The sequence below is a fragment of the Streptomyces sp. NPDC043427 genome (genome assembly GCF_056436655.1).
On sequence record NZ_JBWKCC010000006.1, the window covers coordinates 26,274 to 44,214 of the forward strand.

17 protein-coding genes and 1 tRNA gene are annotated in these 17,941 nt (G+C 71.8%); 10 read left to right on the top strand and 8 right to left on the bottom strand.

The window, feature by feature from the left end; genetic code table 11:
* Positions 1 to 73: 73 nt before the first annotated feature.
* A tRNA-Leu gene (locus AC067M_RS13370) sits at positions 74 to 158 on the bottom strand.
* A gap of 231 nt (positions 159 to 389) precedes the next feature.
* Here AC067M_RS13370 and AC067M_RS13375 point away from each other — a divergent pair.
* From AC067M_RS13375 to AC067M_RS13385, 3 genes are all read left to right on the top strand, one after another.
* The gene (locus AC067M_RS13375) at positions 390 to 1,715 is read left to right on the top strand and encodes a M20/M25/M40 family metallo-hydrolase (protein ID WP_478697140.1); all 1,326 of its coding nucleotides are present in this window, start codon (positions 390 to 392) and stop codon (positions 1,713 to 1,715) included.
* 160 nt (positions 1,716 to 1,875) lie between these two features.
* The gene (gene chpH, locus AC067M_RS13380; protein WP_478697141.1) at positions 1,876 to 2,109 is read left to right on the top strand and encodes a chaplin ChpH; all 234 of its coding nucleotides are present in this window, start codon (positions 1,876 to 1,878) and stop codon (positions 2,107 to 2,109) included.
* Positions 2,110 to 2,285: 176 nt separating this feature from the next.
* Positions 2,286 to 3,272: a chaplin gene (locus AC067M_RS13385; RefSeq protein ID WP_478697142.1), complete on the top strand. Its 987-nt coding sequence runs from the start codon at positions 2,286 to 2,288 to the stop codon at positions 3,270 to 3,272.
* 73 nt (positions 3,273 to 3,345) lie between these two features.
* Here the strand turns inward: AC067M_RS13385 and AC067M_RS13390 are convergent, their stop codons facing one another.
* Positions 3,346 to 3,534: a DUF5703 family protein gene (locus AC067M_RS13390; protein WP_133929332.1), complete on the bottom strand. Its 189-nt coding sequence runs from the start codon at positions 3,532 to 3,534 to the stop codon at positions 3,346 to 3,348.
* 47 nt (positions 3,535 to 3,581) lie between these two features.
* Between AC067M_RS13390 and AC067M_RS13395 the strand changes: the two genes are divergently transcribed.
* A complete protein-coding gene (locus AC067M_RS13395) occupies positions 3,582 to 4,298 on the top strand; it encodes a hypothetical protein (RefSeq protein ID WP_478697143.1) in 717 nt (238 codons plus the stop codon).
* Between the two features lie 97 nt (positions 4,299 to 4,395).
* Here the strand turns inward: AC067M_RS13395 and AC067M_RS13400 are convergent, their stop codons facing one another.
* Positions 4,396 to 7,143, bottom strand: coding sequence for a helix-hairpin-helix domain-containing protein (locus AC067M_RS13400; RefSeq protein WP_478697144.1), 2,748 nt, complete (start codon positions 7,141 to 7,143; stop codon positions 4,396 to 4,398).
* Positions 7,140 to 8,123, bottom strand: coding sequence for an aldo/keto reductase (locus AC067M_RS13405; protein ID WP_478697145.1), 984 nt, complete (start codon positions 8,121 to 8,123; stop codon positions 7,140 to 7,142). Before AC067M_RS13405 ends, AC067M_RS13400 begins: the two co-directional genes overlap by 4 nt.
* Before the next feature lie 233 nt (positions 8,124 to 8,356).
* Here AC067M_RS13405 and AC067M_RS13410 point away from each other — a divergent pair, with 233 nt between their 5' ends.
* Complete coding sequence (locus AC067M_RS13410) at positions 8,357 to 9,412, top strand: LLM class F420-dependent oxidoreductase (protein ID WP_478697146.1); 1,056 nt, start codon at positions 8,357 to 8,359, stop codon at positions 9,410 to 9,412.
* Positions 9,413 to 9,628: 216 nt separating this feature from the next.
* Positions 9,629 to 10,417 (top strand): ferritin-like domain-containing protein, encoded by a 789-nt coding sequence (locus AC067M_RS13415; RefSeq protein WP_478697147.1) that lies wholly within the window; start codon positions 9,629 to 9,631, stop codon positions 10,415 to 10,417.
* Between the two features lie 57 nt (positions 10,418 to 10,474).
* On the opposite strand, the gene AC067M_RS13420 is transcribed toward AC067M_RS13415, so the two are convergent.
* Positions 10,475 to 11,470: a magnesium and cobalt transport protein CorA gene (locus AC067M_RS13420; RefSeq protein ID WP_478697148.1), complete on the bottom strand. Its 996-nt coding sequence runs from the start codon at positions 11,468 to 11,470 to the stop codon at positions 10,475 to 10,477.
* Positions 11,471 to 11,532: 62 nt separating this feature from the next.
* Between AC067M_RS13420 and AC067M_RS13425 the strand changes: the two genes are divergently transcribed.
* From AC067M_RS13425 to mshC, 4 genes are all read left to right on the top strand, one after another.
* On the top strand, positions 11,533 to 12,219 hold the full coding sequence (locus AC067M_RS13425; protein ID WP_478697149.1) for a histidine phosphatase family protein: 687 nt from the start codon (positions 11,533 to 11,535) through the stop codon (positions 12,217 to 12,219).
* 113 nt (positions 12,220 to 12,332) lie between these two features.
* Positions 12,333 to 12,923 (top strand): DUF3090 domain-containing protein, encoded by a 591-nt coding sequence (locus AC067M_RS13430; RefSeq protein ID WP_478697150.1) that lies wholly within the window; start codon positions 12,333 to 12,335, stop codon positions 12,921 to 12,923.
* Complete coding sequence (locus AC067M_RS13435) at positions 12,887 to 13,717, top strand: SCO1664 family protein (RefSeq protein WP_478697151.1); 831 nt, start codon at positions 12,887 to 12,889, stop codon at positions 13,715 to 13,717. The genes AC067M_RS13430 and AC067M_RS13435 overlap by 37 nt, the downstream gene beginning before the upstream one ends.
* Positions 13,718 to 13,833: 116 nt before the next feature.
* Positions 13,834 to 15,063 carry a cysteine--1-D-myo-inosityl 2-amino-2-deoxy-alpha-D-glucopyranoside ligase gene (gene mshC / locus AC067M_RS13440; RefSeq protein WP_478697152.1) on the top strand — a complete coding sequence of 410 codons (1,230 nt, stop codon included), beginning with the start codon at positions 13,834 to 13,836 and terminating at the stop codon, positions 15,061 to 15,063.
* Positions 15,064 to 15,174: 111 nt separating this feature from the next.
* On the opposite strand, the gene AC067M_RS13445 is transcribed toward mshC, so the two are convergent.
* The 3 genes from AC067M_RS13445 to AC067M_RS13455 form a co-directional block, all read right to left on the bottom strand.
* Positions 15,175 to 16,158 (bottom strand): PAC2 family protein, encoded by a 984-nt coding sequence (locus tag AC067M_RS13445; protein WP_478697153.1) that lies wholly within the window; start codon positions 16,156 to 16,158, stop codon positions 15,175 to 15,177.
* A 195-nt stretch (positions 16,159 to 16,353) separates the two neighbouring features.
* Positions 16,354 to 17,025, bottom strand: coding sequence for a FadR/GntR family transcriptional regulator (locus AC067M_RS13450; RefSeq protein ID WP_478697154.1), 672 nt, complete (start codon positions 17,023 to 17,025; stop codon positions 16,354 to 16,356).
* 223 nt (positions 17,026 to 17,248) lie between these two features.
* On the bottom strand, positions 17,249 to 17,809 hold the full coding sequence (locus AC067M_RS13455; protein ID WP_478697155.1) for an SMI1/KNR4 family protein: 561 nt from the start codon (positions 17,807 to 17,809) through the stop codon (positions 17,249 to 17,251).
* Between the last annotated feature and the right edge of the window lie 132 nt (positions 17,810 to 17,941).

The window sequence follows — 17,941 nt, forward strand, 5'->3', positions numbered from 1 at the left end:
ACCGACGAGAGATGGCCCACACAACGAGCGAGGGCCCGCGACCAAGTGGTCGCGAGCCCTCGCTCATCTCGCGTGTCCGAGGGGGGACTTGAACCCCCACGCCCGATAAAGGGCACTAGCACCTCAAGCTAGCGCGTCTGCCATTCCGCCACCCGGACAAGGTGTCTGTCGTGCGGGTTCTCCCCGCGGCGACAGAGGAAACATTACCAGGCTTTCGAGGTCCCCCTGATCACCCCCCGACCGCGTCCCGGAGTCCGTCCGGACCTCGCCTCGGCCCCCGGTCCCTCGCGTGAACGGCGTGTGACGGGCCGGGACCGGTCTTGGGGTCGGGCCGGGAGGAGGGGGAGGATGAGGGAGACCGACCAGCAGTGACAGTGGGAGGAAGCAGCGTGAGCGACACGGACACGGCCAGGACCGTCACCGGCGAGGACGAGGTCGTGGACCTCTGCCGCGAGCTGATCCGGATCGACACCAGCAACTACGGCGACCACTCGGGCCCGGGCGAGCGCAAGGCGGCCGAGTACGTCGCCGAGAAGCTCGCCGAGGTGGGCCTCGAACCGCAGATCTTCGAGTCGGCCCCGGGCCGCGCCTCCACCGTGGCCCGCATCCAGGGCGAGGACCCCTCCAGGCCCGCGCTGCTCATCCACGGTCACACCGACGTCGTACCGGCCAACGCGGACGACTGGACCCACCACCCCTTCTCGGGCGAGGTCGCCGACGGGTGCGTCTGGGGGCGCGGCGCCGTCGACATGAAGGACATGGACGCGATGACCCTGGCGGTCGTCCGCGACCGGCTGCGCAGCGGGCGCAGGCCCCCGCGCGACATCGTCCTCGCCTTCCTCGCGGACGAGGAGGCGGGCGGGAAGTTCGGCGCCCGGTACCTCGTCGACCACCACCGGGACCTTTTCGACGGCGTCACCGAGGCGATCAGCGAGGTGGGCGGGTTCTCGTTCACCGTGAGCGAGCAGCGGCGGCTCTACCTGATCCAGACGGCCGAGAAGGGCATGCACTGGATGAAGCTCACCGTGGCCGGCACGGCCGGACACGGATCGATGATCCACCGGGACAACGCCATCACGGAGCTGTCGGAGGCCGTCGCGCGGCTCGGGCGTCACAAGTTCCCGGTGCGGGTCACCAAGACCACCCGGGCCTTCCTCGACGAACTCGGCGACGCCCTCGGCACCGAACTCGACCCCGAGAACATGGAGGGCACGCTCGCCAGGCTCGGCGGCATCGCCAAGCTCATCGGCGCGACCCTGAGCAACACGGCCAACCCCACCCAGCTCGGCGCCGGTTACAAGGTCAACGTCATCCCCGGCGAGGCCACCGCGCACGTCGACGGGCGGTTCCTGCCCGGGTTCGAGGAGGAGTTCCTCGCCGACCTCGACCGGATCCTCGGTCCGAAGGTGCGGCGGGAGGACGTGCACGCCGACAAGGCCGTCGAGACCACCTTCGACGGGGCCCTCGTGGACGCCATGCAGTCCGCGCTGCTGGCCGAGGACCCGGCCGCGAAGGCGATCCCCTACATGCTCTCCGGCGGCACGGACGCGAAGTCCTTCGACGACCTCGGCATCCGCGGTTTCGGCTTCGCGCCGCTGAAGCTGCCGCCCGAGCTGGACTTCGCGGGCATGTTCCACGGCGTCGACGAGCGGGTGCCGGTGGACGGTCTGAAGTTCGGCGTACGGGTGCTCGACCGGTTCATCGACGCGTCCTGAGACACGTAAAAGACACGCAGATGACTTCGGTATTCGGCCGCATGTGCGGAACCGACTGAGAAGAGTGAATGCGACCATAAGCTCGTAGCCTCATTACTCCCTCCTCGTTACAGGTGATGCGATCAGCGAACAGGATCGCTTTTACCTACGAGGAGGAATAATGATCAAGAAGGTCATCGCCGCTGCGGCTGCCACCGGTGGTCTGGTTCTCGCGGGTGCCGGTCTGGCCGTCGCCGACTCCGGTGCTCAGGGTGCCGCCGTGCACTCCCCGGGCGTCGTGTCCGGCAACGTTGTTCAGGTTCCCGTTCACGTCCCGGTGAACGTGTGCGGCAACACGGTCTCCGTGATCGGTCTGCTGAACCCCGCCTTCGGCAACGTCTGCATCAACAAGTGACGTCGACCCTCTAGGGGGCGTCCACTAGGTCGGCCCTGGAGCGCGCGCCATGCGCTCCGGGGCCGACCGGTCTTTTCGCGAACAATTCCGGGACCGTTCCGTGCCGGAATCCAAGAATTCGCGACAGAAGATTCGTGGCAAGAATTCGAGACATGGTCGAAGGCAGGGATTCAGCAATGCGACAGGTCACCCGCAAAGGCCTCATGACGGTGGCGGCCGCGACCGGCGTCCTCGCCGCCGCCGGCGGCTACGCCCACGCCGACTCGGGTGCGAGCGGCTCCGCCGGCAACTCGCCGGGCGTGGCGTCCGGCAACACGGTGCAGGCGCCCTTGCACGTGCCGGTGAACGTCTGCGGCAACACCGTCGACGTCGTCGGGCTCCTCAACCCCGCGGCGGGCAACAAGTGCGCCAACACCGGTGGGGGCGGCGGCGCGTCGAGCGGGTACGGGGACTCCGGCGGCCACGGCGGCCACGGCGGCTCGCACGCGAGCGGGCACACCGGAGGCTCGCCCGGAGTCGCGTCGGGCAACACCGTCCAGGCACCGGTCGACGTGCCGGTCAACGCCTGCGGCAACAGCGTCAACGTCATCGGTATCGGCAACGCCGCGGCGGGCAACACGTGCACCAACACCGGTGGCGGCTCGGGCGGGTACGGCGACTCGGGCGGTCACGGGGGCTCGGGTGGTCACGGCGGTTCCGGCGGCTCGCACGCGGGCGGGCACACCGGGGGCTCGCCCGGCGTCGGCTCGGGCAACCACGTCGAGGCACCCGTCGACGTGCCCGTGAACGCCTGCGGCAACAGCGTCAGCGTCATCGGCATCGGCAACACTGCCGTGGGCGACGACTGCGCCAACGGCGGCGGTCACACGACCCCGCCGAACGGCGGTCACGAGACCACCCCGCCCGGAAACCCGGGTCAGCCGGGTCAGCCGGGCAACCCGGAGCAGCCTGGCACGCCGGGTACGCCGTCCACTCCGGGCGGTGAGCGCCCGGGCGGCTCGCACGCCAACCAGCCGGGCACCCAGTCCGTCGACGGAGCGGCCGGCACCGCACAGCTCGCGGCGACCGGCAGCGAGCTGCCGCTCGGCCTCGCCCTGCCGGCGGGCGCGGGAGCGCTGCTCGCGGGCGCGGTCCTCTACCGCAAGGCCCGGGCCTCGGCGTAACGGCGTACGTGCGCACGCACAACGGAGCGGGCCCCGACGGCGCGGGGCCCGCTCCGTTTCCGTCGATCTCACCTCACCACGTGGCGCGCGCCTGACGGATGATCCTCCGGCGCAACCGCACCCTGCGGCTGCCGTCGCGCAGCAGGCTCAGACGGTACAACTCCCAGTTCCCGTACTCTGCGTGGTCCGTCAGCAGGCGTGCCGTTTCCTTGCGGGAGACCCCGCGCGGTACGTACACGTCGACAAATTCGTATTCCGGCATCGCATCTATTGTGCGGGCTGGGGTCCGGTACGGATAGCGTCTGCACTATGTCTGATGCTGCGCAGCCCACCGCTGCCGAGGTACGAGCCGCCGCCGAGGCGGTCAAGACCGCGCTCGACCGCCACCTGGCCGCGGTCGAACGCAGGTCGGGGGAGGACGACCCGGCCGTCTACGAGGCGTTCAACCAGCTGGCCGCGGCCGCAGAGGTGTACGACGAACTGCTCTACGACCGCTATGACGAGGTCACCCCCTTCGAGATCCCCGGTGCGGAGGACTCGCTACCGCCGTACACGGGTCCCGAGGAACCGAACGCGCTGAGCGTGCTGATCCGCCGCGACTACTCCGTGATGGAGCCGCAGCGGCTGCTGTCACAGGCCCAACGGATCGAGGCGGCGGACGACGAGAGCAGGGGCTCGGCGGTCGCCGGCACGGTGCACGGCGCGCTGGGCCTCCTCTTCGGCGAGTTCGAACCGGACGAAATCGCCTCCCGGCACAAGGAGTTCGGCCTGGAGGAGGGCGACTCCACGCTCTGGGTGACGGCCGCGGACGAGGCGGCCGACCCCGGCGAGTGGCTGGAGGCACCGTTCGACCAGGTCGACCCGCAGCAGGTGGTCTGCCGCTTCGACGTCAGCGCGGTCTTCGACGACGACCTCGACGACGATGCCGACGACGAGTCCGACGACATCGAGGACGCCCTGGACGCGGACCTGGACGCCGAACTGGACGAGGACGAGGACCTGGAACCCCTGGACGCGGACCGCTAGCGCGGGCCGCAGCCGGGAAAACGCGACGACGACGGCGGCGGTACGGAGAGCCCGGCTCCCGGTACCGCCGCCGTCGTCGTCGGCGTCGGCCTTCGGCTCAGCCCGCCGTCGGCACCTGTGTCCTGAGCAGTACGGGCAGGCGAGTCGTGCGGGGCTTCGCCGGGACCTCGGCGACCGCCCTCGGGAGGGCCTGTTCCACGCCGTGGACGACGGACAGATGGCGCTCCGCCCGCCCGAACGCCGTGTACACCCACGGGCGGCTGAGCGCCTGCGCCGCGTCGCCGGGGAGCACCACGACCGCCGCGGGCCACCGGTTGCCCACGGCCTGGTGCGCGGTCAGCGCCCACCCGTGCCGCAGGGACTGCTCCACCCGCTCTTTCGGTACGACGACGGCGGCGCCCGCGCACGACAGGTGCAGCCCGTCGGCGTCGGCCTCCACCACGTGGCCCGGGAGCGTACGTCCCGGTGCGGGGGAGTAGGCGATCCGGTCGCCGGGATCGAAACCGCCGAAGCGGCCGGGACCGGGGTTGAGCCGTTCCTTGAGGGCGGTGTTCAGCGCGCGCGTCCCGGCCGCGCCACCGTGGCCCGGGGTGATCACCACCGTCTGCTCGGGCGGGACACCGAGGGCACGTGGCACCGAGTCCGCGACGAGCTGCACGGTGCGGTGCACGGCCTCGCCCGGGTCCCGCACCGGCACGATCACGATCTCCTTGCCCGGGGCGTCGACCTGGTTGAGCTCCCCGGCGCCCACACCCGAGACGAGCTCGCCCAGCGGGCCCGGGTCCGGGGTGCGCGAGGCGACCTGCGGGCACACCCGCGCGGCCAGCAGGTCGGCGAAGACCCGCCCCGGACCGGCCGACCACAGCACCGCCGGGTCGCCGCTCAGCACCAGCCGCGCCCCGTCGGGCAGCGACTCCACCAGCATCGCCGCGCCCTCCACGTCCAACTGCGGCGCGTCCAGCACGACCAGGAGATCCAGATCCAGCGCCCCGTCGGCGTCCCGACCGGGACCTTCGGCACCGGAGAGGAGCCCGGAGACGGTGACGACGGCGGGGGAGGAGGCACCGCGAGAGTCACTCGGCCCGCCGCCCTCGGAGCCGGGTGCGTGGCTCTCCGTCGCGCGCCGGCCGATGTCGGCCCGCGAGCCCCGGCCCGCTTCGTCGGCTCCGGTCATGTGGCCTTCTGCCCCGCGCGGGCTGTCGCCCACGTCCGCGCCCCGACTGCCGCCCTCGGCCCTCGCGAGCAGATCCGCGAAGCGGCGGCGGCCGTCGGGCGTGTGGGCCGCCGCGACGGCCCGCAGACCCAGGGCGCGGGCCGCGGTGAGCAGGGCCGCCGGCTCCGCGCGGGACGCCTGCGCGCCGGTGTGCAGCACGAGGCCGTGCCCGGCGACGGCACGGATCAGCTCGGCCGCGCTGCCCGACGCCGACGCGACGACCGACTCCCACGGCGTCGGGGCATCCTTGGCCAGGGAGTTGACCACGCGGGCCAGACCGTCGGCGAGGCTCTCCTCGGCGAGTGCGTACCGCTCGAGACCGACGAGGACACGCACCGGACGGGCACTCTCCTCCTCGCCTTCTTCCTCCTCAGCGCCCTCCTGCTGCCGGGACGGTCCCGGTGCCGGTGCTCCCGGCTCCTCCAGGGCGTCCTGGAAGACCAGCGCCTCCCCTTCAGCAAGGGTGCTCTGCACGGCCGCGTCGGGATCGGGAACGCCCCGCTGGGACAGTGCCGCGGTGAGCGTCGGCATCTCCAGGGCGGTGTGCCCGGCGAGCGCCGCCTGCTCCAGGAGCCAGACGGTGACCGCGCGACCGCGCCGTTCGTCGTCCGGGCCGCACTCCACGCCGAGCAGGGCCCGCGCGAACCCGTCGGCCTGCTCGGGCCGTACCCCGCCGACCCGCAGCAACTGCCAGGGGTCCGCGCGCAGCACGTCCTCCGCGCCCTCGCCGAGCACCGCGGCGACTTGCGGGGCCAGCGCCTCGGGCGCACCACCGCCGACCAGCACGCCACGGACGGCCGCGACCGTCTCCGGCGCGGGAGCCGCAGGCGCGTCGGCGGCCCGGACAGGCAGGGGCTGCGGGCGCCGTACGGGCTCGGAGGCGGGGCGGCGCGGGGCGGCCTCCGGCTCGGCGAAGACGGTGGCCGCGGGCTTCTCGCCGCTCTCCACAGCCCTGATCGCCGCGAGCAGATCGGCGGCCTTGCCGCTCAGCTTGCCGCCGCTGGCGATGGGCCCCTTACTCTCCGCCTTCCGCCGCTCGATCCGCTCCCGCTCCACCCGCTGCGCCGCAAGCTCAGCCTCAGCTTCAGACTGCTGCGCCCCGGCCGCGTCACCACCGCCGTCGCCTGCCTCGCCCTGCGACGCCTGGACCCCCGCCGTCTCGTCATCGCCCTCGGCGGCTTCGGCCACCGATGCCTGTGCCCTGGTGGTCCGGCCGTCGCCGTCGCCTGCCTCGGCCTGCGACGCCTGGGCCCCGGCCGTCTCGTCGTTGCCGTCAGCAGCCTCGGTCCTTGAGGCCTGCCCCCCGGCTGTCACGTCACCGGCGCCGGCCTCGCTCTCGGCGGCGGCCCCGCCTTCGGCCCCAGCGCCTACGCCCGCGTCGTCGCCCCCCACCAAGCCAGCACCCTCGGCCGAGTCACCAGCCCTGGCCGCGTCACCGGCCTCGGCCGAGCCCTCGGCCTCCCGCCCCGCTTCCCCCTCGGCGCCCTTCACCACGTCACCGGCCCCCGCCGTGCCTTCGGCCCCCGCCCCCAGCTCCTCGCCGACCGCCACCCCGGTGTCGGTCCGGGCGGAGTCCTCCGCCTCCGGGGGCCCCGGTTCGGTGTTCTCCGTGGTCTCCGGCTCCGTGCTCACAGCGTGCTCCAGTCGTGATCGGGATAGCGGTGCACGGGCGCCGACACGTCGTCGAGCGCCCGGCAGATCTCGTCAGGAAGACTAAGGGTCTCCACTGACAACGCCGCCGTGAGCTGCTGCGCGTTGCGCGCGCCGACGATGGGCGCGGCCACCCCGGGCCGGTCGCGGACCCAGGCGAGCGCCACCTGCAGCGGCGTCACCGCGAGCCCGTCGGCGGCGGTCGTCACCGCGTCCACGATCCGGCTCGCGGTGTCGTCGAGGTACGGCGCGACGAACGGCGCGAAGTGCTCGGACGCACCGCGGGAATCGGACGGCGTGGTGTCGCGGTACTTGCCGGTGAGGACCCCGCGGCCCAGCGGCGAGGAGGGCAGCAGCCCGATGCCTAGGTCCAGCGCGGCGGGCAGCACCTCGCGCTCCACCCCGCGCTGCAGCAGCGAGTACTCCAACTGCGTCCCCGCCAGCCGCGTCCGTACACCCGGCGCCGCCAACTGCCAGGTCGCCGCCTTGGCGAGCTGCCAGCCGGAGAAGTTGGAGACGCCCGCGTACCGCGCGCGGCCGCTGGAGACCGCCAGGTCGAGGGCCTGGAGGCTCTCCTCCAGCGGGGTCTCGGGGTCGTAGACGTGCAGCTGCCACAGGTCGACGTAGTCCGTGCCGAGGCGGGCCAGTGAGGCGTCGAGCGCGGCGAGCAGATGGCCGCGCGAGCCGTCGGAGCGGCGGTCAGGATCGGGCACACTGCCCGCCTTCGTGGAGATGACGAGGTCGCGCCGGGGCACGAGGCCTTCTATGAGACGTCCGAGCAGATACTCGGCCTCTCCGTCGCCGTACGCGTCCGCGGTGTCGACGAGGGTCCCGCCCGCTTCCCAGAACGTCTTCAAGAGGTCCGCCGCGTCGTGCTCGTCGGTGCCACGGCCCCACATCAGGGTGCCGAGCCCGATGCGGGACACACGCAGGCCGGTACGACCGAGATGCCTCTGCTCCATGTCAGCCGACACTACTGGCCAGGACTAAGACGTGGGTTGCCTGTGGACGACCGATTTCCCGGCCCCCTCCGACCGGACGCCGGCCCCCTCCGACCGAACACACGCCCGCGTCGACCACCCCGCCGACCCCGCCCCGGTACGCGACCCTCACCACATCCCCGTCCTTGCCGCCCACCCCCGCGCTAAGGTCTCCGCGACAGGGACATTACTGATCAGTAAAAGGGGAATGGGCCATGCAGCTCGGGATCAACCTCGGCTACTGGGGCGCCGGAATGGACGCGGACAACCTCGCCGTGGCCCAGGAGGCGGACCGGCTCGGGTACGCCGTGTGCTGGGCCGCCGAGGCCTACGGGTCGGACGCGGCCACCGTACTCAGTTGGGTCGCCGCGCAGACCGAGCGGATCGACGTCGGTTCGGCCATCTTCCAGATCCCGGCCCGGCAGCCCGCGATGACCGCGATGACCGCCGCGACCCTGGACTCGCTCTCCGGCGGCCGCTTCCGCCTCGGCCTCGGCGTGTCCGGACCCCAGGTCTCCGAGGGCTGGTACGGCGTCAAGTTCGACAAGCCGCTGTCCCGCACGCGCGAGTACGTGGAGATCGTGCGCAAGGCGATGACGAGGGAGCGCCTGTCGTACGAGGGCGAGCACTGGACGCTGCCGCTGCCCGGCGGTCCCGGCAAGCCCATCAAGCTGACCGTGCACCCGGAGCGCGAGCACATCCCGCTGTACATCGCCGCCATCGGGCCGAAGAACCTGGAGCAGACCGGCGAGATCGCCGACGGCGCCCTGCTCATCTTCCCCTCGGCCGATCACCTCGAGGACACCACGGTCAAGCACCTGCGGGAGGGGCGCGAGAAGGCCGGCAAGACCCTCGACGGCTTCGACATCTGCCCGACCCTGCCGCTCGCCGTCGGCGACGACAAGGACGTCGCCCGGCTCGCCGACACCTTCCGCCCCTACACCGCCCTGTACGTCGGCGGCATGGGCAGCAGCAAGCAGAACTTCTACAACAAGCTCGCCCAGCGCATGGGATACGAGCGGGAGGCCGCCGAGATCCAGGAGAAGTACCTCTCCGGCGACAAGCAGGGCGCCGCGGCCGCCATTCCGCAGGACCTCATCGACAGCACCACGCTGCTCGGTTCCGTGGAGCGCATCGCCGACCGGATGAAGGCCTACGCGGCGGCCGGGGTCACCACCCTCAGCCTCGCCCCCGCCGGCTTCACATTGGAGGAGCGGCTCGCCACCCTGCGCGCCGGCGCGGAGGCCCTGGAGCGGGCCGGGCTGGCGTAACAAGTCTCAGCGGCCGTGGTGGGGGCTCGGGGGTCTTCCCCGCCACGGCCGTCATGAGGAACAACGCGCCGCGGCGCGCGCGGTTACGCCACTGCCGTGACCCCGGTGGTCCTCCCTTTGGCGGAGTTGTCCCACACAGCTGTTGCAGTGCCCCTCGCGCGGCATTTGACTCGTTCTCTGAGGAATCCTGCGGAATTCTGCGGAGAGGTGCCCACGATGCTTTCGGCCAAGAGTCTGTTCCAGGAGATCCTCGACGACGACGGGTCCTTCCGGCTCTTCTGCTCCATCGCGGCCAGCGGGGAGAGCCAGGGCGGATGGGAGAACGCCCGGATCGCCGCGCTCGTCCCGGAGAGCGAACGCGCGCTCGCCCCCAAGATCACCCGCCACGGCGCCGACGAGGACAAGCACGGGCGGATCTTCAACGCCCTGCTCAAGAAGCGCGGTCTGCATCCCGTGCCCGTGCCGCACGAGACCGACTACACGATGCTCCTGGAGAAGCACGGCATCGGGCTCGCCCACGAGAAGCTCAGGGCCGACCGCCCGCTCACCGTGCAGGACCTCATCATCTACCTGTCCCACAGCCGGGTCACCGAACAGCGCGCCGCCGAGCAGATGCTGATGCTGCGGAAGTACTTCGGGGACCACCCGGTCGTCGGCAAGGCCGTCAAGATGATCTCCAACGACGAGGACAACCACCTCGCCTACACCCACGAGGAACTGCTGCGCTTCGCGGCCGCCGGACACGGCCGGTTCATCCAGCGGACGCTGCGCGAGTGCGCGCTCGCCGAGATCCGCGTCTACCGGGACGTCAGCCTCGCCGTCATGGACCACATGGGCCGCATCCTCGGCTGGCCGAGGGCCAAGTCGGCACTCCTCGCGGCCGGCATCCACTCCGTGTACGCGTGGGAGCGGTTCGCGGGCTGGCGGCGCATGGTCTCGCTGACGATGCCGACGCGCCGTGACGCCCTCGCCGGCCCCGCCACCACCGCCCCCGAGTTCGCCTGACTCAGGGGTCCTCGCACTGTGCCCGCCCGGGTCGCGCAGGCACAGTGCAAGAACCCCTCAGAGCCAGCCCCGCCGCTTGAACATCCGGTACAGCAGCACCTCCAGAGCGCCCATCAACGCGATCACCGCCGGGTACGACCACACCCAGCGCAGCTCCGGCATGTGCTCGAAGTTCATGCCGTAGATCCCCGCGATCATCGTCGGGATCGCCGCCATGGCCGCCCACGAGGAGATCTTCCGCATGTCGTCGTTCTGGCGGACGCTCATCTGCGCCAGATGCGCCGAGAGGATGTCCGACACCAACCGGTCCAGGCCCTCCACCGACTCGTTCACGCGCGTGAGGTGGTCGCTCACGTCCCCGAAGAAGGGCCGCGCCCTGTCGTCCACGAACGGCACCGGCCCGCCGAACGAGCCGGTGCCCGCGAGGCGGGACATGGGCAACGCCAGGGGGCCCGTCGCCCGGCGGAACTCCAGGACCTGCCGCTTGAAGGTGTAGATCCGGGACGCGGTGTGACGTGAGCCACCGCTGTCCGGTGAGAACACCTCCGCCTCCAGCTCCTCCAGGTCGGTCTGCAACTCGCCCGCCACTTCCAGGTAGTGGTCGACGGCCGCGTCACTGAGTGCGTACAGCACCGATGTCGGGCCCTTCGCCAGCAGTTCGGGCTCCTGCTCCAGCCGACGCCGTACGGCCGCGAGCGGCGTCCCCTCGCCGTGCCGGACGGTCACCACGAAGCCGTCGCCGAGGAAGACCATGACCTCGCCGGTGGAGACGGCGTCGCTCTCCTGCTCGTACACGACCGGCTTCAGCACCAGGAACAGCGAGTCGTCGTACACCTCCAGCTTGGGCCGCTGATGGGCCTTCAGGGCGTCCTCGACCGCCAGCGGATGCAGCTGGAACTCCTGGGTGACGTGGTCGAACTCCTCCTCGCCGGGCTCGTGCAGCCCGATCCACACAAACCCACCCGCGGCCCGCGCCTCCTCCAAGGCGTCCGAAAAGTCCTCGGGACCCTCCGCGCGGTGCCCGTCCCGATAGATGGCGCAGTCGACGATCACAGAACACATTCTCCCTTCGCCCGCCCGCCGCCGTTCCCGGTCGTACGCCTACGCTGGGCCGCATGCCCACGCTGATCCTCGTCCGGCACGGACGTTCCACCGCCAACACCTCCGGCGTGCTCGCGGGCTGGACGCCCGGTATCGCCCTCGACGAGCGAGGGTCGGCGCAGGCCGCCGCCCTGCCCGGGCGGCTCGCCGAGCTGCCGCTCGCCGAGGTCGTCACCAGTCCCCTGCAGCGCTGCCAGGAGACCATGCAGCCGCTCCTCGACGCCCGGCCCGGACTGCGCGCGCACACCGACGACCGCATCGGGGAGTGCCAGTACGGCGACTGGTCCGGACGCAAGCTCGCCGAGCTCAACGACGAACCGCTGATGCAGGTCGTCCAGGCGCACCCGTCCGCGGCCGCCTTCCCCGGCGGCGAGTCCATGCGGGCCATGCAGACCCGCGCCGCCGAGGCGGTACGTGAGTGGAACGCGCGCGTGGAGCGCGATCACGGCCCCGACGCCGTGTACCTGATGTGTTCGCACGGCGACATCATCAAGTCGCTCGTGGCGGACGCACTCGGACTTCATCTCGACCTCTTCCAGCGGATTTCCGTTGAACCGTGTTCCATCACCGCGATCCGATACACCCGTCTGCGGCCCTTTCTCGTGCGCCTTGGAGACACGGGCGACTTCGCGTCCCTGGTGCCGCGCGAGGAACCACCGTCCGAAGACGCACCAGTAGGGGGTGGTGCGGGCGCACCGTGATCGTCGGCCGCAGTAGGGTGAAGCGGTCGCAACAGCGCCGCACCCGAACGCGGCCCCCGCGGCCAGTCGGTCCCGATGTCGATGTCGACCCACGATTCCCATGGAGACAGGACGTGTCCCGTCAGGTGTTCCTCTACGACCCACCGGACCGCTTCGTGGCCGGCACGGTCGGACTGCCCGGGCGCCGTACCTTCTTCCTCCAGGCCATCGCCGGCTCCCGCGTCACCAGCGTGGCCCTGGAGAAGACCCAGGTCGCCGCGCTCGCCGAGCGCATGGACGAACTGCTGGACGAGGTCGTACGCCGCAGTGGCGGCAGCGCCGCCGTGCCCGCCGTGGCGCCCACCGAAGTCGCCGACACGGACCCCCTCGACACCCCCGTCGAGGAGGAGTTCCGGGTCGGCACCATGGCCCTCGCCTGGGACGGCGACGAACAGCGCATGATCGTCGAGGCCCAGGCCCTGGTCGAACTCGACGCCGACTCCGAGGAGGACCTCGCCGAGGCCGAGGAGCGGCTCCTGCAGGACGAGGAGAACGGACCCCCGATGCTGCGGGTCCGGCTCACCGGAGCCCAGGCCCGGGCCTTCGCCAAGCGCGCCCTCGACGTCGTCAACGCCGGCCGTCCGCCGTGCCCGCTGTGCAGTCTGCCGCTCGACCCGGAAGGACACGTATGTCCGCGCCAGAACGGATACCGCCGCGGAGCGTGACGGCCGACGAGACGCCCGCCGAGCTGCTCGCGCGGGGCGAGCTGACCGTACGCGGACGCATCCGTGACGCCTCCAACGCGGCCCTGTACTGCACGGTGAGCCACGAGGGCCGGGAGGCGACCTGCGTCTACAAGCCGGTCGCCGGGGAGCGGCCGCTGTGGGACTTCCCCGACGGAACCCTCGCGCAACGGGAGGTCGCCGCCTACGAGGTCTCCGAGGCGACCGGCTGGGGGCTCGTCCCGCCGACCGTGCTGCGCGACGGGCCGTACGGCGAGGGCATGTGCCAGCTGTGGATCGAGGCGACCGCCGAGGCCGAGCTGCTCGCCCTGGTGGACGGGGAGGAGCCCGAGCCCGGCTGGAAGGCGATCGGCTTCGCGGAGGTCGGTGAGGGCAGAACCGCCCTGCTCGTCCACGCCGACGACCAACGGCTGCGCCGCCTCGCCGTCCTGGACGCCGTGATCAACAACGCCGACCGCAAGGGCGGCCACCTGCTCCCCACTCCCGACGGCCACCTCTACGGCATCGACCACGGCGTCACCTTCAACGCCGAGAACAAGCTACGGACGCTGCTGTGGGGATGGGCGGGGGAGCCCTTGACGGGCGACGCGGTGGAGGCCCTCAAGGGCCTGAAGACGGCACTGGGGGAGAGCGGCCCCCTGGCGACCCGTCTGACTGCCCTCATCACGGCCACGGAACTCGACGCCACGCGCGCGCGTGTCGACGCCCTGCTGGAGTCCGGCACGCACCCGGAGCCCACGGGGGAGTGGCCGGCGATCCCCTGGCCGCCGGTCTGACCGGCGGCCTGAAAACACCGCCCTGCACATCAGGCCGCATCCCACAAGAGCGCCTTCCCGGCCATCCGGACCGCTCCGGTTCGTATGCGGAAGTTCCGTCCGGTTAGGCTCATGACATGCATGCCTGGCCCGCTTCCGAGGTCCCCGCCCTGCCTGGTCAGGGCCGCGACCTGAGGATCCACGACACCGCGACCGGCGGTTCGGTCACCCTCGACTCCGGTCCCGTCGCCCGACTCTACGTCTGCGGCATCACCCCGTACGACGCCACCCACATCGGACACGCAGCGACGTACAACGCGTTCGACCTCGTGCAGCGCGTGTGGCTCGACACCAAGCGGCAGGTTCACTACGTCCAGAACGTCACCGACGTCGACGATCCGCTGCTGGAGCGGGCACAGCGCGACGGCGTCGACTGGGTCGCCCTCGCCGAGAAGGAGACGGCCCTCTTCCGCGAGGACATGATCGCCCTGCGGGTGCTCCCGCCGCAGCACTACATAGGCGCGGTCGAGGCGATACCCGGCATCGTCCCGCTCGTCGAACGACTGCGTGACGCCGGCGCCGCCTACGACCTCGAAGGCGACATCTACTTCTCCGTCGAGTCCGACCCCCACTTCGGCAAGGTCTCCGGCCTGGACGCCGACGCCATGCGGCTGCTGTCCGCCGAGCGCGGCGGCGACCCCGAACGCCCCGGCAAGAAGAACCCGCTCGACCCGATGCTGTGGATGGCCGCCCGCGAGGGCGAGCCCAGCTGGGACGGCGGCTCGCTGGGCCGTGGCCGGCCCGGCTGGCACATCGAGTGCGTCGCCATCGCCCTCGACCACCTCGGCATGGGCTTCGACATCCAGGGCGGCGGCTCCGACCTCGCCTTCCCGCACCACGAGATGGGTGCCTCCCACGCCCAGGCACTGACCGGCGAGTTCCCCATGGCGAAGGCGTACGTCCACGCCGGCATGGTCGCCCTCGACGGCGAGAAGATGTCCAAGTCCAAGGGCAACCTAGTCTTCGTGTCCCAGCTGCGGCGCGACGGCGTCGACCCCGCCGCCATCCGGCTCGCGCTCCTCGCCCACCACTACCGGTCCGACTGGGAGTGGACCGACCAGGTGCTCCAGGACGCGGTGGCCCGGCTCGGGCGGTGGCGCGCGGCGGTCTCCCGGCCCGACGGGCCGTCCGCCGACGCCCTCGTCGAGGAGATCCGCGACGCGCTCGCCGACGACCTCGACGCCCCGACGGCCCTCGCAGCCGTGGACCGCTGGGTCGCCCTCCAGGACGAACGGGGCGGCACCGACATCGGCGCCCCCGGCGTCGTCTCCCGGGCCGTGGACGCCCTGCTGGGCGTGGCTCTGTAGACACACCGGTGCAGGGGGCGGTTCCCACCCGGAGGGGACCGCCCCCTGCCGAGAGTGCGACGACAAAGGGCGGCGCACCTTCGGGTGCACCGCCCTTGCCGTTGCCCTGGGCTACTCCTCCGACGAATCCTCGTCGTCCGTGTCCGCGCTCGGCTTCGGCGGCTTCGGGGGCCGTGTGCGCTCCCCGGGGTTGTCCCGCCGGAACGGCGGGGCCTCGCCGCCGTCCGCCGTGGCGTGCCCGCCGGGGCTGCCGCCACCGTCGCGGCGTCGCAGGTAGCGCTCGAACTCGCGGGCGATCGCGTCGCCCGACGCCTCCGGCAGCTCCGCGGTGTCCCGGGCCTCCTCCAGCGTCTGGACGTACTCGGCGACCTCGCTGTCCTCGGCGGCCAGCTGGTCCACGCCCACCTGCCAGGCGCGCGCGTCCTCGGGCAGCTCGCCCAGCGGGATGCGCACGTCGATCAGGTCCTCCAGGCGGTTGAGGAGGGCCAGCGTCGCCTTCGGGTTCGGCGGCTGCGACACATAGTGGGGAACGGCGGCCCACAGCGACACCGCAGGCACGCCCGCGTGCGTGCACGCCTCCTGCAGGACACCGACGATGCCCGTGGGGCCCTCGTACTTGGTCTCCTCCAGGTCCATCCGCTGCGCCAGGTCCGCGTCGGACGTGGTCCCGCTGATCGGAACCGGACGGGTGTGCGGGGTGTCACCGAGCAGAGCGCCCAGGATCACCACCAGCTCCACACCGAGTTCGTGTGCGAAACCGAGGAGCTCGTTGCAGAACGAGCGCCAGCGCATGGACGGTTCGATCCCGCGTACGAGCACCAGGTCGCGCGGCTTCTCGCCGCCGACCCGCACGACCGACAGCCTTGTCGTGGGCCACGTGATCTTGCGCACACCGGCGTCCATGAACACCGTGGGGCGGTTCACCTGGAAGTCGTAGTAGTCCTCGGCATCCAGCGCCGCGAACACCTCGCCCTTCCACTCCCTCTCCAGATGCGCGACCGCGGTGGAGGCGGCGTCGCCGGCATCGTTCCAGCCCTCGAACGCGGCCACCATGACCGGGTCGATCAGCTCGGGAACCCCCTCGAGCTCGATCACCCAGCGCCTCCTTCCGACGTGCCCTCGCTTGACCACACAACCTTACGGCGTGCGGCGGGGGCGTCCGCAGCCCCCTTCGCGGGGCGGTGCTCGGATCACTGCCCCGATCGGCACCCCCGAACACCCCGGCGCGTACGAGCCCGTTCCGGCGCGCCCGGTCAAGGCACCCCCGGTCGCGGTGCCTTTGGAGTTCGGCTACAGCGTCGAGCGCAGCCACTGCTCCACGCTCGCGATGTGCACGGTCGCCCACGAGCGCGCCGCCTCCGCGTCCCGGTCGCGCAGGGCCGCCAGGATCGCGCGGTGCTCGCGCAGGGTGCCGGTGACCGCGTCCTCCTGGGTCAGCCCGCGCCAGATCCGGGCCCGGGTGGTCGGCCCGGACAGCCCGTCGAGCAGCGAGCACAGCACCGAGTTGCCCGCGCTCTGCACGATGCCCCGGTGGAACTCCAGGTCGCCGGCGACGAGTTCCTCCACCGACGGGGCGGAGCCGAGCTTGTCCAGCTGGGCGGCGAGCGCGTCCAGTTGCTGCTCGCTGATGCGGGAGGCCGCCATCGCCGTCGCCGCGGGCTCCAGGATGCGGCGCACAGCCAGGAACTCCAGGACCGTGTCGTCGCGGTGGAAGTCCACGACGAAGCTCAGCGCCTCCAGCAACAACTGCGGGTCGAGACTGGTGACGTACGTGCCGTCACCCTGCCGCACGTCCAGGATCCGGATCAGCGACAGCGCCCGCACGGCCTCCCGCAGGGAGTTGCGGGACAGGCCGAGATCCGCCGCGAGCTCGCTCTCCTTGGGCAGGCGGTCGCCGGGGCGCAGCGCGCCGGAGACGATCATGCCCTTGATCTTCTCGATCGCCTCGTCGGTTACTGCCATGACCGGCCTCCCTTGTCGTTGAGTGCCCAGACATCGGATGTCTAGGCCTCATTATGCGGGCTGACCGGCACCGGGCGACCCCGGCAGTCCCGAGCAGTGCCCGCCACCTGTTCTCCCAGGTCATGCACTGATCGAACTCCGCGGCGGGCGTCGACGCACTGGTGCGCCGGCCGACGCCTCCTCTCGCGTTCCTGACGCTCCGGCCGTTCCACCTCACGTCACGTCACGCCTCGTCGAACCACTCCTTCCCGGCCGCCCAGTGAGCGACCCAGCCGACGAAGCCGGGCGCGGAGCTCGTGAACCCGAACTGCGCCCCGAACGGCATGGCGCCCACATCGGTCACATGCCAGATCTGCCCCCGCTGGGGGCCGGTGACGACGAGATGCCAGTTCATGGCGCACCCGTCCGTCCCCAGCACGATCGACCCGTGGTTGAGGACCTGCTCGATGACGGCCTCGGGATCCTCGTACGGCCCGTCGTCCTCTTCCCAGAGCCATGCCCCGGCGAGCGGGAACGGCTTGCCCAGATCCCGGCCCTCGCCGTCATCGCCCCAGTCGCCGGGCAACTCGGCCAGTCCCACGAGCCCGTACTCCGGCGGCCCCTGGAACGACCCGTCGGATATCTCCGCGACGAACGTCCGGTACGGCTCCGGCAGCACCACCCCGTGCTCCGCCTCGAAGGCGTGCACCGCCTCCCAGCCGAGCGCCGACTCACCGCCGTCGTCCACGGCGAACGCCGCCCGCAGCGCGGCGAGATCCTCAGGGGCGGGCCGATCGATGTTCATGGGCCCATGGAAGCACCCGCCGCTGACAACGACCGTATGCGAAAGGGGCGGCTCCGTCGGCGGGGAGCCGCCCCTTTCGTGGTGTCGGCCCCGGTGCGGAGGGGCCGTTCCCGTGCCGGACCCGGTCAGGGG

Coding starts and splice junctions, on each gene's coding strand:
- chpH (WP_478697141.1), top strand. CDS start 1,876: ATGATCAAGAAGGTCATCGCCGCTGCGGCTGCCACCGGTGGTCTGGTT.
- AC067M_RS13385 (WP_478697142.1), top strand. CDS start 2,286: ATGCGACAGGTCACCCGCAAAGGCCTCATGACGGTGGCGGCCGCGACC.
- AC067M_RS13390 (WP_133929332.1), bottom strand. CDS start 3,534: ATGCCGGAATACGAATTTGTCGACGTGTACGTACCGCGCGGGGTCTCC.
- AC067M_RS13395 (WP_478697143.1), top strand. CDS start 3,582: ATGTCTGATGCTGCGCAGCCCACCGCTGCCGAGGTACGAGCCGCCGCC.
- AC067M_RS13405 (WP_478697145.1), bottom strand. CDS start 8,123: ATGGAGCAGAGGCATCTCGGTCGTACCGGCCTGCGTGTGTCCCGCATC.
- AC067M_RS13410 (WP_478697146.1), top strand. CDS start 8,357: ATGCAGCTCGGGATCAACCTCGGCTACTGGGGCGCCGGAATGGACGCG.
- AC067M_RS13415 (WP_478697147.1), top strand. CDS start 9,629: ATGCTTTCGGCCAAGAGTCTGTTCCAGGAGATCCTCGACGACGACGGG.
- AC067M_RS13425 (WP_478697149.1), top strand. CDS start 11,533: ATGCCCACGCTGATCCTCGTCCGGCACGGACGTTCCACCGCCAACACC.
- AC067M_RS13435 (WP_478697151.1), top strand. CDS start 12,887: ATGTCCGCGCCAGAACGGATACCGCCGCGGAGCGTGACGGCCGACGAG.
- mshC (WP_478697152.1), top strand. CDS start 13,834: ATGCATGCCTGGCCCGCTTCCGAGGTCCCCGCCCTGCCTGGTCAGGGC.
- AC067M_RS13450 (WP_478697154.1), bottom strand. CDS start 17,025: ATGGCAGTAACCGACGAGGCGATCGAGAAGATCAAGGGCATGATCGTC.
- AC067M_RS13455 (WP_478697155.1), bottom strand. CDS start 17,809: ATGAACATCGATCGGCCCGCCCCTGAGGATCTCGCCGCGCTGCGGGCG.